The organism is Streptomyces panaciradicis (genome assembly GCF_023516615.1).
Taxonomy (GTDB): Bacteria; Actinomycetota; Actinomycetes; order Streptomycetales; family Streptomycetaceae; genus Streptomyces; species Streptomyces panaciradicis.
In genome coordinates, this window is sequence record NZ_JAMGBF010000231.1 from 1 (window position 1) to 13,725 (window position 13,725).

Annotated in this window: 15 protein-coding genes; 12 read left to right on the forward strand and 3 right to left on the reverse strand. The window is 70.3% G+C overall.

From position 1 onward, the window contains the following. Nucleotides 1-81: 81 nt before the first annotated feature. The 9 genes from M8J74_RS42080 (at nt 82) to M8J74_RS42120 (ending at nt 7,788) form a co-directional block, all read left to right on the forward strand. Entirely contained in the window at nt 82-726 is a 645-nt protein-coding gene (locus tag M8J74_RS42080; RefSeq protein ID WP_249841450.1) for an HAD family hydrolase, read from the forward strand. Between the two features lie 69 nt (nt 727-795). Beyond that, complete coding sequence (locus tag M8J74_RS42085) at nt 796-1,497, forward strand: VC0807 family protein (protein WP_249841451.1); 702 nt, start codon at nt 796-798, stop codon at nt 1,495-1,497. Nucleotides 1,498-1,578: 81 nt separating this feature from the next. Then, nucleotides 1,579-2,796, forward strand: coding sequence for an MFS transporter (locus M8J74_RS42090; protein ID WP_249841452.1), 1,218 nt, complete (start codon nt 1,579-1,581; stop codon nt 2,794-2,796). Beyond that, nucleotides 2,747-3,919 (forward strand): acetoin utilization protein AcuC, encoded by a 1,173-nt coding sequence (locus M8J74_RS42095; RefSeq protein ID WP_249841453.1) that lies wholly within the window; start codon nt 2,747-2,749, stop codon nt 3,917-3,919. Before M8J74_RS42090 ends, M8J74_RS42095 begins: the two co-directional genes overlap by 50 nt. A gap of 84 nt (nt 3,920-4,003) precedes the next feature. Then, nucleotides 4,004-4,819 (forward strand): phosphatase, encoded by an 816-nt coding sequence (locus M8J74_RS42100; RefSeq protein WP_249841454.1) that lies wholly within the window; start codon nt 4,004-4,006, stop codon nt 4,817-4,819. A gap of 129 nt (nt 4,820-4,948) precedes the next feature. Then, nucleotides 4,949-5,158, forward strand: coding sequence for a helix-turn-helix domain-containing protein (locus M8J74_RS42105; protein ID WP_016437488.1), 210 nt, complete (start codon nt 4,949-4,951; stop codon nt 5,156-5,158). A gap of 168 nt (nt 5,159-5,326) precedes the next feature. After that, a complete protein-coding gene (locus M8J74_RS42110; RefSeq protein ID WP_003948845.1) occupies nt 5,327-5,425 on the forward strand; it encodes a 30S ribosomal protein bS22 in 99 nt (32 codons plus the stop codon). Nucleotides 5,426-5,659: 234 nt separating this feature from the next. Further along, entirely contained in the window at nt 5,660-6,721 is a 1,062-nt protein-coding gene (locus tag M8J74_RS42115; protein WP_058923961.1) for an NAD-dependent epimerase/dehydratase family protein, read from the forward strand. 14 nt (nt 6,722-6,735) lie between these two features. Then, nucleotides 6,736-7,788, forward strand: coding sequence for a lysophospholipid acyltransferase family protein (locus M8J74_RS42120; protein ID WP_058923960.1), 1,053 nt, complete (start codon nt 6,736-6,738; stop codon nt 7,786-7,788). Between the two features lie 61 nt (nt 7,789-7,849). Here the strand turns inward: M8J74_RS42120 and M8J74_RS42125 are convergent, their stop codons facing one another. From M8J74_RS42125 to M8J74_RS42135, 3 genes are all read right to left on the reverse strand, one after another. Further along, the gene (locus M8J74_RS42125) at nt 7,850-9,070 is read right to left on the reverse strand and encodes a DUF5667 domain-containing protein (protein ID WP_249841455.1); all 1,221 of its coding nucleotides are present in this window, start codon (nt 9,068-9,070) and stop codon (nt 7,850-7,852) included. Nucleotides 9,071-9,305: 235 nt separating this feature from the next. Continuing rightward, nucleotides 9,306-10,085, reverse strand: coding sequence for an ECF subfamily RNA polymerase sigma factor, BldN family (locus M8J74_RS42130; RefSeq protein WP_249841456.1), 780 nt, complete (start codon nt 10,083-10,085; stop codon nt 9,306-9,308). Nucleotides 10,086-10,469: 384 nt separating this feature from the next. Next, nucleotides 10,470-11,408, reverse strand: coding sequence for an HAD family hydrolase (locus tag M8J74_RS42135; protein ID WP_249841457.1), 939 nt, complete (start codon nt 11,406-11,408; stop codon nt 10,470-10,472). Nucleotides 11,409-11,514: 106 nt separating this feature from the next. Here M8J74_RS42135 and M8J74_RS42140 point away from each other — a divergent pair, with 106 nt between their 5' ends. From M8J74_RS42140 to M8J74_RS42150, 3 genes are all read left to right on the forward strand, one after another. Next, nucleotides 11,515-11,796, forward strand: coding sequence for a glutaredoxin family protein (locus M8J74_RS42140; RefSeq protein WP_249841460.1), 282 nt, complete (start codon nt 11,515-11,517; stop codon nt 11,794-11,796). A gap of 255 nt (nt 11,797-12,051) precedes the next feature. After that, entirely contained in the window at nt 12,052-12,816 is a 765-nt protein-coding gene (locus M8J74_RS42145; protein WP_249841458.1) for a redox-sensing transcriptional repressor Rex, read from the forward strand. Continuing rightward, nucleotides 12,813-13,725, forward strand: a 913-nt coding sequence (locus tag M8J74_RS42150) for a glutamyl-tRNA reductase (protein ID WP_249841459.1), incomplete at its 3' end; no start/stop codon positions are given. The genes M8J74_RS42145 and M8J74_RS42150, both read left to right, overlap by 4 nt.

A 13,725-nucleotide genomic window follows, 5' to 3' on the forward strand; every position in this document is an offset into this window, starting at 1 on the left:
GAGAGTAGGACGCCGCCGAACAAATTGTGGGAAAACCCCGTACCTTTCTGGTGCGGGGTTTTCTGCGTTTACAGTGGCTCCATGCGCTATGACCTCGTCATCTTCGACAACGACGGCGTGCTCGTCGACAGCGAGCCCATTTCCAACCGGCTCCTGGCCGCCTACCTGACCGAGCTGGGGCACCCGACGTCGTACGAGGACTCCATACGGGACTACATGGGCTCGGCCATGCACCGGGTGCACGAGCTGGTCCTGGAGCGGACGGGGCGGACGCTGCCCGCCGACTTCGACGACGTGTTCCACGCACGCGTCTTCGCCGCCTTCGAGCGGGAGTTGAAGCCCGTGGCGGGCGTCGGCGAGGTGCTGGAGAAGCTGACGGCGGACGGAGTGCCGTACTGCGTGGCCTCGTCCGGGAGTCATGCGCGGATCCGGGTGGGGCATCGGACGACCGGGCTGGACCGGTGGTTCGGGGAGGAGCGCATCTTCAGTTCCGAGGACGTGGGGCGGGGGAAGCCGGCTCCCGATCTGTTCCTGTACGCCGCCGAGCGGATGGGTGTCGTACCCGAGCGGTGTGCGGTCGTCGAGGACAGTCCGCTGGGCGTGCAGGCGGCCGTGGCGGCCGGGATGGACGTGTACGGGTTCACCGCGATGACGCCGGCCGGCAAGCTCGCCCGGGCCACCCGACTCTTCGACGACATGGGTGAGTTGGCAGGGCTGCTCGGCTGACAAATGTCATGCCGAGCCCCGGACGATCGTTTCTACTGCCGTGCGGGTGCCGTCCGCGAAGCTGAACGCATGACGACGAAGACGAGCACCACCGGCAAGGCGAGCAAGCAGAGCACCTTCGGGCCGCTGATCGTGGACGTGGCGGTGCCCGTCGGCTCCTACTACCTCTTCAAGGAGGCCTTCGGGGTCGGCACCTTCGCCGCACTCGCGCTGAGCAGCGTGGTGCCGGCCGTGCGGACCGTGTGGAGCGTGGTGAAGGAGCGGAAGGCGAATGTGTTCGCCGAACTGATCCTCGTGGTCAACGTCGTGTCGCTGGCGCTGAGTTTCCTCTCGGGCGACCCGCGGCTGATGCTCGTCAAGGACAGCGGGGTCAGCAGCGTGATCGGGATCGCCGTCCTGGTGTCCGTGGCGATGGGCCGGCCGATGATGACGGAGGCGTTCAAGCCCTTCCTGACGCGGGGTGACACGGCGCGGGAGGCCGCCTGGGAGCGGCTGGCCGTCGGCTCGGGCGCGTTCCGCCGGCTGGAGCGGCTCTTCTCCGGGGTGTGGGGCGTGGCCCTGCTCGCCGAGTGCGCGGCGCGGATCGTGGGGGCGTACACCCTGCCCGTCGACACCATGGTCTGGCTCGGGTCGGTCGTCCTCGCCGGTGCGATCACGCTGGCCTTCCTCGTCAGCCGCAAGGCCGCCGCCGAGCCCATGGCGCGGATGCTCACCGCCGAGGTGAACGCGGCAGCGGAGCCCGTGCGGGGCGAGGTCGCGATCGCCGCCTGACCGCACCACCGGTAAAGCTGAGGAAAATTCATCTTTGGCTGGATCTACCCACAGGTAGCCAGGGGCCCTACGCTCGCCGCCATGACAGATGTGCTGCGGCGCGGCAGGGCCTCTTTGGCGTTCAGCTTCTTCGTGCAGGGCGCCACCTTCGCTCTTTTGGTGACCCGCATCCCGGCCATCCAGGACCGGTACGGCGTCTCCGACGCCCTGCTGCCGGCCTTCCTGGCCGCCGTGCCCATCCTGGCCGGCGTCGGGAGCGTCACGACCGAGCAGCTGGTGAAGCGAATACGGCCCAGTGTGCTGCTGCGGTGCCTGCAGCCGGTGGTGATGCTGGCGCTGATCGGCGTCGGGTCGGGGGACCGACTGGCCGAGCTGGGGCTCGCGTTGGCGGCCTTCGGGCTGGCCGTGGGCGGGCTGGACGCCTCGATGAACATGCTCGGGGTGAGCCTGCAGCGGTCGTACGGGCGCAGCATCATGCTCAGCTTCCACGCCGCGTTCAGCCTGGGCGGGATCGTCGGGGCCTCGCTGGCCTGGGTGGGCGCGCACTGGCATCTCGCGCTGTGGGTGTCGTATCTGCCGGTCGTCGCGGTGCTGTTGCCCGCCGTGCTGATCGGGAGCCGGTGGTACGTCGACGCGGGCGCCGGCTCCGACGTGGAGGACGGGGAGGGCGGCCAGGCGCAGTCGCTCGTCTTCAAGCTGCTGCTGCCGCTGTGTCTGGTGATGACCTTCGCGTACATCGGGGACTCGACCGTCTCCAACTGGAGCGCGAAGTACCTGAAGGACGTGCTCGGGAGCTCGGAGCAGCTGTCGACCGTGCCCTACAACGTGTACATGGTGACCACGCTGCTCGGGCGGGCGCTGGGGGACGCCGGGGTGCGGCGCTTCGGGGCCGTCGCGGTGGTGCGGCTGGGGGCGGTGGTGGCGGCCGCGGGGTTCGCCGTGGTGGCCGTGGCGCCGGGTGCGTGGCTCGGGATGCTCGGGTTCACGCTGGTGGGGCTCGGCCTGTGCGTGCTGGTGCCGCAGACCTTCGCGGCGGCCGGGCGGCTGTTCCCGGGGGCCTCGGACGCGGCCGTGGCGCGGCTGAACGTCTTCAACTACGTCGGGTTCCTGATCGGCTCACCGCTGGTGGGGGCGCTGGGCGACACGTGGAGCTACCGCGGGGCGATGCTCGTACCGATGGTGTTGGTGCTGGTGACCCTCGTGTACGCCCGCTCGTTCGCACCTCGGCCGGACCGATACGGTGGCGAGCATGAGCGGCCGCGCACAGCTGATGTGGGACGAGGCAGTAACGGGCTATGACTTCGGTCCGGACCATCCGATGGATCCGGTCCGGCTCGCCCTGACCAAGCACCTCGTCGACGCCTTCGGGCTGGACAAGGACGTCGAGGTGGTGGCGGCGAAGCCCGCCGGGGAGTCGACGCTGCGGCTCGTCCACCGCGAGGACTACATCGACGCCGTGAAGGCGGCCTCGGCCGATCCCGGGGCGGCGGACGGGGCGTACGGGATCGGCACCATGGACGATCCGGCCTTCGCGGGGATGCACGAGGTGTCCGCGACGATCGCCGGGCAGTCGGTGGGGGCGGCGGAGGCGGTGTGGCGCGGGGAGGCCCTGCACGCCGTGAACTTCACGGGCGGGCTGCACCACGCGATGCCGGGCGGCGCCTCCGGGTTCTGCATCTACAACGACGCCTCGCTCGCGATCGCCCGGCTGCTGGAGCTGGGCGCCGAGCGCGTCGCGTACGTCGATGTGGACGTGCATCACGGGGACGGCGTGCAGGCGGCGTTCTGGGAGGACCCGCGCGTGCTGACGATCTCGTTGCACGAGCATCCGCGGACCCTGTTCCCGCAGACCGGGTGGCCTGAGGAGACGGGGGCGGACTCGGCGGAGGGATCGGCCGTGAACCTGGCGCTGCCCGCCGGCACCGGGGACGCGGGGTGGCTGCGGGCGTTCCACGCCGTGGTGCCGGAGCTGATCGCGGACTTCCGGCCACAGGTGCTGGTGACGCAGCACGGGGCCGACACGCACTTCGAGGACCCGCTGGCGCACCTCGCCGTGTCGCTGGACGCGCAGCGGGCCGTGCAGGTCGCCTGCCACGACCTGGCGCACCGGTACGCCGACGGCAGGTGGGTCGCGCTGGGCGGCGGCGGATACGCGGTGGTCGAGGTCGTGCCGCGGTCCTGGACGCATCTGGTGGGGATCGCGGCGGGACGTGAGATCACGCCGGAGACGGTGATTCCCGAGAGCTGGCGGCAGGAAGTCTTCGCGCGCACCCGGCAGTTGGCGCCGGGTCGGATGACGGACGGGCGGTGGCCGGTGTCCTTCGCCGAGTGGGAGGCGGGGTACGACCCCGCGGACCGGCTCGACCAGGCGGTGCTGGCGACCCGGCGGGCGGTGTTCCCGCTGCGGGGCCTGCTGGCGTAGGCGCCGGCAGGAGCGTTACGCCAACTGTGCGGTGTTTGCCTGTTCGTGTGGCCGCGGCCGGGCCGGTCCGTCACCATCGCAAGCGTGTTGAGCACCGGAGCCCTGCGCGCTCATCTGCTGGCTGCCCGTCTCGCCGGACCGGTGGCCACCTCGCGCGAGGAGAGCCTGCGGAGCTACCGGCTCTTCGCGGCGCGCGACCCCCGGGTGCTGATCGGACTCGATCCGGCATGGGCATGGAAACAGCGCGATGTGATGGAGGTGATGGCACAGAAGTGCGGGGTTTCGGCCGATCCGCGCCAGGTTTCAGGTCATGATGTGATCGATCCTGAGCTGACATTGACCGCTCTGGATGCCTTCGCTGAGCGTCTGGCGGCTGCGGCCCAGCGCAGCGCGCCTGTGCTCCTCGGCACCGGACACCCGCACCGTCTGCTGGGCTTCTACGCCGCCTTGGCGGACGCGCTGTCGGCGGCGGGATGTGCCGTCCTCACACCGGCGCATGGTCGCTGTGTCGACATAACGACCCGGTTCGGTCTACGCACGTACAACCTTGAGTACGTACGGCGCGTCGCGTTCGTCCGCGAACCCGGGACGCCCCGCCCCGGTTGTGCGACCGGCGCGCACACGCACTCACCGATGCCGGTTCGCCTCGCCCTGGCCGCGGCCGCCGAGGCCGGAGGGCCGCTGCCCGAGCTCGTCATCGGGGACCACGGCTGGGTCTGCGGAGCAGGTCAGCTGGGGTTCGAGGCCATTGGTCTGGCAGATACGGATGACCCCGCGCTCTTTGTGGGGCAGGCTGAGGGGGTCGTGTCCGTCGTCGTTCCACTTGATGACGCTGTGCGGTCTGATTACTACCGGCCGCTTACCCGCTACGTACTCAATCGAGCGTGTCTGTCACAGTAGGCCGCCGATGGGTGCACCTCTTCCCCACTCGCATCACCCGCCCCTACATTGGGGAGTGAGCACGCAGCGACGAAGAGTCACCGGAAGGGGAAGCCGGTGGCCGTCGAGTGCGGAAGGTTCAGGTGTGTCATGGCTGCTGAGCAGAGGCCTCTGAGCGAGGTTCAGTTCCTTACCGTGGCGGAGGTCGCCTCGGTGATGCGAGTGTCGAAGATGACCGTGTACCGCTTGGTGCACAGCGGTCATCTGCCCGCGATCAGGGTGGGGCGGTCCTTCCGCGTCCCCGAGAACGCGGTTCACGAGTACCTCCGCGAGAGCTACGTGGGGGTGGAAACCGCCTGACGACGACGGGTCCGAGGGAGATCCTCAGGGCACTCAGGGACCTCCCCGGACCCCTCGTCGACACCTCGATTACGACCTCAGCGCTCGGACGGGTAGGCTAGCCCCTCGTAGGTCGTGTGGGCCCATGGCGCCCAAACACCGAGTGATGAGAAGTGAGCGAGGGTAGTCGTGGGCTCTGTTATCAAGAAGCGGCGCAAGCGGATGGCCAAGAAGAAGCACCGCAAGCTGCTCAAGCGCACGCGCGTTCAGCGTCGCAACAAGAAGTAAGGCGACGCGGCGCAGCAGCGTGTCATGTGGCCCCCCACCGCATCCGGTGGGGGGCCACATGCGTTCTCGGTTCATGGACGTTCACATGGCCGGGTCCGGTCGTAGGTGCTGTGGATGTGGTTACTTCATGCATTGGGCGGTCATCACAGCGCAACATCGACCCGCTAAGTTGGCCGCACACGGGGAACGCGGCAGGCTACGACTACCGGATGTGCTGGAAGGAAGGCGCTGATCTTGGGCAAGGTCGTGCTCGTGACCGGAGTGGCCCGCAGGCTGGGAGGCCGGTTCGTCCGGCGGATCCAGCGCGACCCACGGGTGGACCGGGTCGTCGCCGTGGACGCGGTTGCGCCCGAGCACCATCTCGGGGGCGCCGACTTCATCCAGGCCGACATCCGGCAGCCCACCATCGCGCGGGTGCTCGCCGAGACGGGCGCCGACACGGTCGTCCACCTGGATGTGACGGCCATGGCGCTGGGCAGCGGCAGCCGGGCCACGGTCAAGGAGACCAACGTCATCGGCACCATGCAGCTGCTCGGTGCCTGCCAGAAGTCGCCGACGGTCAAGCGGCTGGTGGTGAAGTCCAGTACGAACGTGTACGGCTCCGCGCCCCGCGACCCGGCCGTCTTCACCGAGACGACCCCGCCCAAGTCCCTGCCCTCCGGCGGGTTCGCGAAGGACACGGTGGAGGTCGAGGGCTACGTGCGGGGCTTCGCCCGCCGGCGGCCCGACGTGGCCGTCTGCGTGCTGCGTTTCGCCAACATCCTCGGTCCGGCCGCCGACACCCCGCTCGCCTCGTACTTCGCGCTGCCGGTGCTGCCGACCGTGTTCGGCTACGACCCGCGGCTGCAGTTCGTGCACGAGGACGACGTGATGGAGGTGCTGCGGATCGCCTCGCACGAGCCGGAGCGGGGCACGCTCAACAGCGGCACCTTCAACATCGCCGGCGACGGCGTCCTGCTGCTGTCGCAGTGCTCGCGGCGGCTCGGCAAGCCCACCGTGCCCCTGCTGCTGCCGGCCGTCACCTGGGCCGGCTCGCTGGTGCGTACCCTGGGAGTGACCGACTTCTCGCCCGAGCAGATCCGGCTGCTGACGCACGGCCGGGTCGTGGCGACCGACCAGATGCGGGAGACGCTCGGGTTCCGGCCGAAGTACACGACGGCGGAGACCTTCGCCGACTTCGCCCGCAGCCACGGACCCGGACTCCTGCCGCCGGAGGCCCTCGCGGGGGCCGTCGACCGGATCGCCGCACTGCCCCTCCCGGGCAGTGGCCACCCCCCGACGCAAAGCGCCAACTGAGGAGCGCATCAACGATGGCGGACGCCAAGGTCATTCCGTTCGACGACGACCGGTCCCGCGGGAGCGCCGTACAGCGGCCGCCGCGTCGCCGGGGCGCGGGGAGCCGGCGCAAGACCGCGGAACCCGCGCAGGTCGGAGAGGTCCAGCCCCTGCCCGGCAGGGCCCCGGCGCAGGATGATGTTCCCGTGACGCGTGAGGAACAGCAGCCCGCCAGGCCGCGGGACGAGGGCGGCCTGGAGCGGCGCATCGCGCACGGGCTGGACTTCCTGCGCCGCCGCCTCACCGGCGACTACGAGGTCGACGATTTCGGGTACGACGAGGAGTTGACCGACCAGGTCCTGATGTCCCTGCTGCGGCCGGTGTACGAGAAGTACTTCCGGGTCGAGGTGAAGGGCGTCGAGAACATCCCGAAGGACGGCGGCGCGCTGATCGTCGCCAACCACTCGGGCACCCTGCCGATGGACGGCCTGATGCTCCAGGTCGCCGTCCACGACAACCACCCCGCCGGCCGGCACCTGCGGCTGCTCGCCGCCGACCTGGTCTTCATGCTGCCGGTCGTCAACGAGCTCGCCCGCAAGCTCGGTCACACCCTGGCCTGCGCGGAGGACGCCGAACGCCTGCTCGGCCAGGGCGAGTTGGTCGGTGTGATGCCGGAGGGCTTCAAGGGCATCGGCAAGCCCTTCTCCGAGCGCTACAAGCTCCAGCGCTTCGGGCGCGGCGGGTTCGTCTCGACGGCCCTGCGCCAGGGCGTCCCGATCATCCCGTGCTCGATCGTGGGCGCGGAGGAGATCTACCCGATGATCGGCAACGCGAAGACGCTGGCGCGCCTGCTGGGCTTCCCGTACTTCCCGCTGACGCCGACCTTCCCGTGGCTCGGCCCGCTCGGCGCGATCCCGCTCCCGACCAAGTGGACGATCCAGTTCGGCGAGCCGATCCCGACCGACGGCTACCCGCCGGAGGCCGCCGAGGATCCGATGTTGATGTTCAACCTGACCGACCAGGTCAGGGAGCAGATCCAGCACACGCTGTACAAGCTGCTGGTGCAGCGGCGGTCGGTGTTCTTCTGAGGTTTTCGGTACGACGGTGGGGGCGCCCTTCCCGGGAAGGGCGCCCCCACCGTCGTAGCCGCTAGGAGCCGGAGTTGTCGCCCTCGATGCCCAGGCCGGGCAGGAGGCCCGGGAGGAGGGGCGGGATCGTCACGTCCGGGTTGGCGCTGGGCGAACCGCTCGCCGACGGGGAGGCGGTGCCGCTGGACTTGGGCGGGTCGAGCAGACCGCCGGTGTTGCCGCCGAGCAGGCCGTCGCTGCCGGTCGTGGCCGAGCCGCTCGGGCTGCTGGAGTGGCCGCCGCCCGTGGAGCCCTTGCCCTGGCCCGGCGAGGCCGAGCCGTGTCCGGCGCCCGAGCGGCCCGTGGGTGCCGTACTCGAACCGCCGCGTCTGCCGTCGCCGCCCTGGGCAGGCGGCTCGGGGAGCAGGGACTGCAGCGGGGCGACCTCTTCGTCTATGGCGTCGAAGACCGAGGACACCTCGTCGCTGACGTCACCGAGCTGGACCGGGAGCTTGTCGCGCAGTGCGCCCCAGACCTCGCGGTGCGATCGGGAGAAGGCGGAGAGGGCCTGGATGGGGCCGAGGGAATGCGGGTCGCGCTCGTACGCCTCGTGCAGCAGGCGGTGGCCCTCGGAGGCGTCGTGCTGCATGCCGGACAGGGCGCGGCGGATCTCGCCCACGGACTCGTGGTCGAGGTGGCCGCCGCGACCGCGGTCCATCAGCCGGCGCGCCTCGTTCAGCCGGGTCGAGGCGAGGTCGAGATAGGCCTGGCCCTGATGGTCGGCGCCCTCGGTGAGGTAGTTGAGCTTGAAGTCCTCGATGCCGCGCTTGAGGCCGTAGAGCGAGTCGCCGGGCAGGGCGTCCGAGCTGGCCGCGGCGACTCCGCCGAAGGCCCCCGCGGCGACGCCGACGCTGAGCCCGCCCGCGGCGAGCCCCTTGGTCAGCCGGGACCGGGGGCGCAGTTTGCCCAGCCCGCTCGCCCGGTGTGTGCCCCGGGCGCGATGGGAACGCTGTTCGGGCACCGACGGATCGGCCGCCTCGCCTCCGGTGCCCTCCTGCAGCATGGCCTCGAACGCGGCCACCAGCTGGGCCCGCTGGACGACCTTGACTTCGGGGTCCAGTACCGGCTTGGGCAGCTCGCCGAGGTCGACCACCAGGGCCAGCAGCTCGGCCTGCTCGGTCCGTTCCGCCGCCGCTGGTGGGGGTGTTTCGGACTGCTGAGCCGCCGTGTCCCGGTCGGGCTGCTCGTCCAGGGCCTGGGCGAAGGCGTTCGCCCGCCGGTGCGCCGATACGTTCGCGATCACTGGCGGCACCTCCTCTCGTCATGACGGTCGACTCCCCAGGGGGTCCTGAGGGTTGCACGCCCCGGCCATGACCACACGATCGGGTGATCGGAGTCGGCCAGGGAGTGACCACAGGGAGCCTGCATCCCGCACAACGAGCGGCGCGGCACTTGGGTTACGGACGACGGATGATCGGATCGGGAAGTCAACGGACTTTCACTGAAAGTGAGTTGGGTGTCGCGGAGCGTGTCGGGGCTCAGCGGGCGTCGTCCGGCAGCAGCCGGGCGAGGGTGCGCACGGCCCGGTACTGCAGGGTCTTGATCGCGCCCTCGTTCTTGCCCATCACGCGGGCGGTCTCGGCGACCGACAGGCCCTGCAGGAAGCGCAGGGTCACGCACTCCTGCTGCTGCGGGTTGAGCCGGCGGACGGCCTCCAGCAGGGCCGCGTTGGAGAGGGACTCCAGGACGGAGTCCTCCGGGGAGCGCTCGACCTCGTTGGCGTCGAGCATCTCGCCGGTGGTCACCTCCAGCCGGAAGCGGCTCGACTTGAAGTGGTCGGCGACCAGGTTGCGGGCGATCGTGACCAGCCAGGCGCCGAAGTCGCGGCCCTGCCAGGTGAACGTGCCGATGCGGCGCAGGGCGCGCAGGAACGTCTCGCTGGTGAGGTCCTCGGCGGTGGCCTTCCCGCCCACGCGGTAGTAGATGTACCGGTAGACGGTGTCGCTGTACTGGTCGTAGAGGCGCCCGAAGGCGTCGGCCTCGCCGGCCTGGGCCCGCTCGACCAGGTCCATCATCCGGGCGCTGTCGCTGTCCGCGGCCGGGCGGCGCGCGGTGGTGCCGGCGGCGGCCGCGCGGCCTCGTCTGCCGACCGCGGCGCTGCCGTCGGCCAGTGCGTAGCACGGACCGATCGGCGCGGCCGCGGCGCCCGCGAGGGCGGGGACGGCGTACGCGGTGGGGACGAAGTCGCGCAACAGGTTGAGGACCGTTGCGCGCAGCGTAGCCAGGCCCGAGGCGTCAACCCCGACGTGTGGGTACACGGGACTCCCAGAGGCAGAGCTTCCATCACGTGCAGTACGGGACCGTTCACCCGTCGTAGCGACGGAGGGGTACCGGATTGCGTCTGAGGAGAATAACGCTTCGTACAGGCGCTGCTACACCGAGTTGCTCAAATCATCGATTACGTCGCTTCTGTAACCGATTGGCGCACGATCAAGTACCAGAGAGTGACCGTTTGTTGATCGAAAAAGTTCGGCTTGCGGCTGGGAACGGGGCGGGTTGTGGCCGTGTGCAGCCAATGCGACTGGACAGCGGCCTGTGGGGGTATGACCTGCGGATTGGCTTGTTTGTGCGGACGGCGCGGAAAACGAAAGAGGGGCGTCGCACAGGCGACGCCCCTCTTTTCGAAGCCGGTCAGGGTGAACTCAGCGGCGCCGTCGGCTGATGGCGATCGCCGCCGCGGTGCCGCCGGCCACCGCGCCCACGCCCGCCGCGGCCGGGATGCCCACCTTGGCGGCCTTGCGGCCCGTGCGGTAGTCCCGCAGGCGCCAGTCCAGGTTCCGGGCGTGCTTGCGGAGCTTGGTGTCGGGGTTGATGGCGTAGGGGTGGCCGACCAGGGACAGCATCGGGATGTCGTTGTGGCTGTCGCTGTAGGCCGCACAGCGGGACAGGTCCAGGCCCTCCGCCGCCGCCAGCGCGCGGACCGCCTCCGCCTTCGCCGGGCCGTGCAGGGGCTCGCCGACCAGCTTGCCCGTGTAGACGCCGTCGACGGACTCGGCGACCGTGCCGAGGGCGCCGGTCAGGCCCAGGCGGCGGGCGATCACCTGCGCGATCTCCACCGGGGCGGCCGTGACCAGCCAGACCTTCTGACCCGCGTCCAGGTGGGCCTGCGCCAGCGCGCGGGTGCCCGGCCAGATGCGCTCGGCCATGTACTCGTCGTAGATCTCCTCGCCGATGGACTTCAGCTCGGCGACGCGGTGGCCCTGGACGATCGACAGCGCCGAGTCGCGGGCCTCCTGCATGTGTTCCGGGTCCTCGACGCCGGCCAGCCTGAACCACGCCTGCTGCCAGGCGAACTTGGCGAGGTCGCGGGTCTCGAAGAACTTGCGCTTGTAGAGGCCGCGGCCGAAGTGGAAGAGGGCGGCACCCTGCATGACGGTGTTGTCCAGGTCGAAGAAGGCGGCTGCCTTGTCGTCGCCCAGCACCGGGAACTGAGGTTCCTCGACGGCGAGGTCGGGGGCGAGTTCGGGGGGCTGTGAGTCCTGCGACGACTTGCGGGCGGCCTCAGCCGAGGCCTCGCCTGCCAACACGCTCCGCGCCGTGGCGGAGCGCCTACGGGGAGTGAGCCATCCGAGAGCGGCCATGACCGTGAGCATAGCCAGTTTGTTCGGTGACTTCGGAGTCGAGAGGTTTGGAGGTTGTGAACTCTGGGCGGCCCGGCCGTTAAACAAGCGATCCGGCGCCGCGACAATGGCTCGTATGAGTCCCGTTTTTCGTCGCAAGGCGCCGCGCCCTCAGGAGCGAGTGGTCACTCTGGTCCGGAAGCAGGGCTGTCATCTGTGTGATGACGCACAAGTTGTGGTGGAGAAGGTGTGTGGTGAGCTCGGTGTGACGTGGGAGGAGAAGGACATCGCGCTCGATCCACACCTCCATGACCAGTACTGGGAGCAGATTCCGGTCGTCCTGATCGACGGCGCGCAGCACACCTTCTGGCGCGTCGACGAGGCGCGGCTGCGCAAGGCGCTCGCTTAGGATCGAAGGCGTCTGGTCTCGGGGGCGGGGATCCGAAGAGGAGTGTGTGCGGTCTTGCCCCCAAGAACAGAGGAACGGCTGTGTCCGCGCGCCGGTTCCGCGCCGGTGCGCCGGGGGCGCGTGACCCCGGTCACGTTGGCCGGGCAAATCGGACACCATCTTTGTGCACGCGTTCACAAAGACATAGCCTGCATTCGACGGGGCGGTCCAGGAACGTGTGACCGCCTGCAGCCCCGCTCTACCCGCAGGAGCACCGTGGCAACTGGCCGAACTCACCGACCGGCGACCCGTAGCCGAGGGATTCCCGAGGCCACCGTCGCCAGGCTTCCGCTGTACCTCCGCGCCCTGACCGCACTGTCGGAGCGCTCGGTACCCACGGTCTCCTCCGAGGAGCTCGCGGCCGCCGCGGGGGTCAACTCCGCCAAGCTGCGCAAGGACTTCTCCTACCTGGGGTCCTACGGCACCAGGGGCGTCGGCTACGACGTCGAGTACCTCGTCTACCAGATCTCGCGCGAGCTCGGGCTCACCCAGGACTGGCCGGTCGTCATCGTCGGCATCGGCAACCTCGGCGCCGCCCTCGCCAACTACGGCGGGTTCGCCTCCCGTGGCTTCCGGGTGGCCGCGCTCATCGACGCCGACCCGGCCATGGCGGGCAAGCCGGTCGCGGGCATCCCCGTGCAGCACAGCGACGACCTCGAGAAGATCATCGAGGACAACGGCGTGAGCATCGGTGTGATCGCCACCCCCGCCGGCGCCGCCCAGCCGGTCTGCGACCGGCTCGTCGCGGCCGGTGTCACCTCCATCCTGAACTTCGCGCCGACCGTGCTGTCCGTCCCGGACGGCGTCGACGTGCGCAAGGTGGATCTGTCGATCGAGCTGCAGATCCTCGCCTTCCACGAGCAGCGCAAGGCCGGTGAGGAGAGCGCGGCCGGCGACGGCGCGCACCCGGCCGCCGCCGCCCGCAAGGAGGCCGCCGACCAGGGGCCCGACGGGGACATCCCCGCCGTGATGCCGGCATGAGTCTCCTCGTCGTCGGGCTGAGCCACCGCAGCGCGCCGGTCAGTGTCCTGGAGCGGGCCGCGCTGCATCTGGACGCCCAGGTCAAGCTGTTGCAGGACACGGTCGCCGCCGAACCGGCCACCGAGGCCGCGGTGCTCGCCACCTGCAACCGCATCGAGCTGTACGCCGACGTCGACAAGTTCCACGCCGGTGTCGCCGAGCTGTCCACGCTGCTCGCCCAGCACAGCGGGGTGGGGCTGGAGGAGCTCACGCCCTATCTGTACGTCCACTACGAGGACCGGGCGGTTCACCACCTGTTCTCCGTGGCCTGCGGGCTGGACTCCATGGTCGTCGGTGAGGGGCAGATCCTCGGGCAGATCAAGGACTCGCTGGCCAAGGCGCAGGACCTGCACACCGCCGGGCGGCTGCTGAACGACCTGTTCCAGCAGGCGCTGCGCGTGGGCAAGCGGGCCCACTCCGAGACCGGCATCGACCGGGCCGGGCAGTCGCTGGTCACCTTCGGGCTGGAGCAGCTGTCCTTCGGTGCCGACGTCCAGGAGTGGGCGCGGGGCAAGAAGGCGCTGGTCATCGGGGCCGGTTCGATGTCCTCGCTGGCCGCGGCGACGCTGGCGCGGGCCGGTGTGGCGGAGATCGTCGTCGCCAACCGGACCGGGGAGCGGGCGGAGCGGCTCGCACAGATACTTTCCGACGGCGACGACACGGACGTGCTGGCCCGGGCGGTACCGATGAACGCGGTGCCGGGCGAGCTGACACGAGCCGATGTCGTCGTCTCCTGCACCGGCGCCACCGGGCTGGTCCTGACCGCCGAGGCCGTGGCGTCGGCGGTGCGCGGCCGGATCGCCGAGGGCACGCCGGACGCCGCCGCCGGCCGTAAGCCGGACGCGCGACCCGGCGCCGCCGACGGGCCCG

Bases quoted from the DNA above. Each gene is read 5' to 3' on its own strand.
- M8J74_RS42080 (WP_249841450.1), top strand. From the start codon at position 82: ATGCGCTATGACCTCGTCATCTTCGACAACGACGGCGTGCTCGTCGAC.
- M8J74_RS42085 (WP_249841451.1), top strand. From the start codon at position 796: ATGACGACGAAGACGAGCACCACCGGCAAGGCGAGCAAGCAGAGCACC.
- M8J74_RS42090 (WP_249841452.1), top strand. From the start codon at position 1,579: ATGACAGATGTGCTGCGGCGCGGCAGGGCCTCTTTGGCGTTCAGCTTC.
- M8J74_RS42095 (WP_249841453.1), top strand. From the start codon at position 2,747: ATGAGCGGCCGCGCACAGCTGATGTGGGACGAGGCAGTAACGGGCTAT.
- M8J74_RS42105 (WP_016437488.1), top strand. From the start codon at position 4,949: ATGGCTGCTGAGCAGAGGCCTCTGAGCGAGGTTCAGTTCCTTACCGTG.
- M8J74_RS42120 (WP_058923960.1), top strand. From the start codon at position 6,736: ATGGCGGACGCCAAGGTCATTCCGTTCGACGACGACCGGTCCCGCGGG.
- M8J74_RS42135 (WP_249841457.1), bottom strand. From the start codon at position 11,408: ATGGCCGCTCTCGGATGGCTCACTCCCCGTAGGCGCTCCGCCACGGCG.
- M8J74_RS42140 (WP_249841460.1), top strand. From the start codon at position 11,515: ATGGCTCGTATGAGTCCCGTTTTTCGTCGCAAGGCGCCGCGCCCTCAG.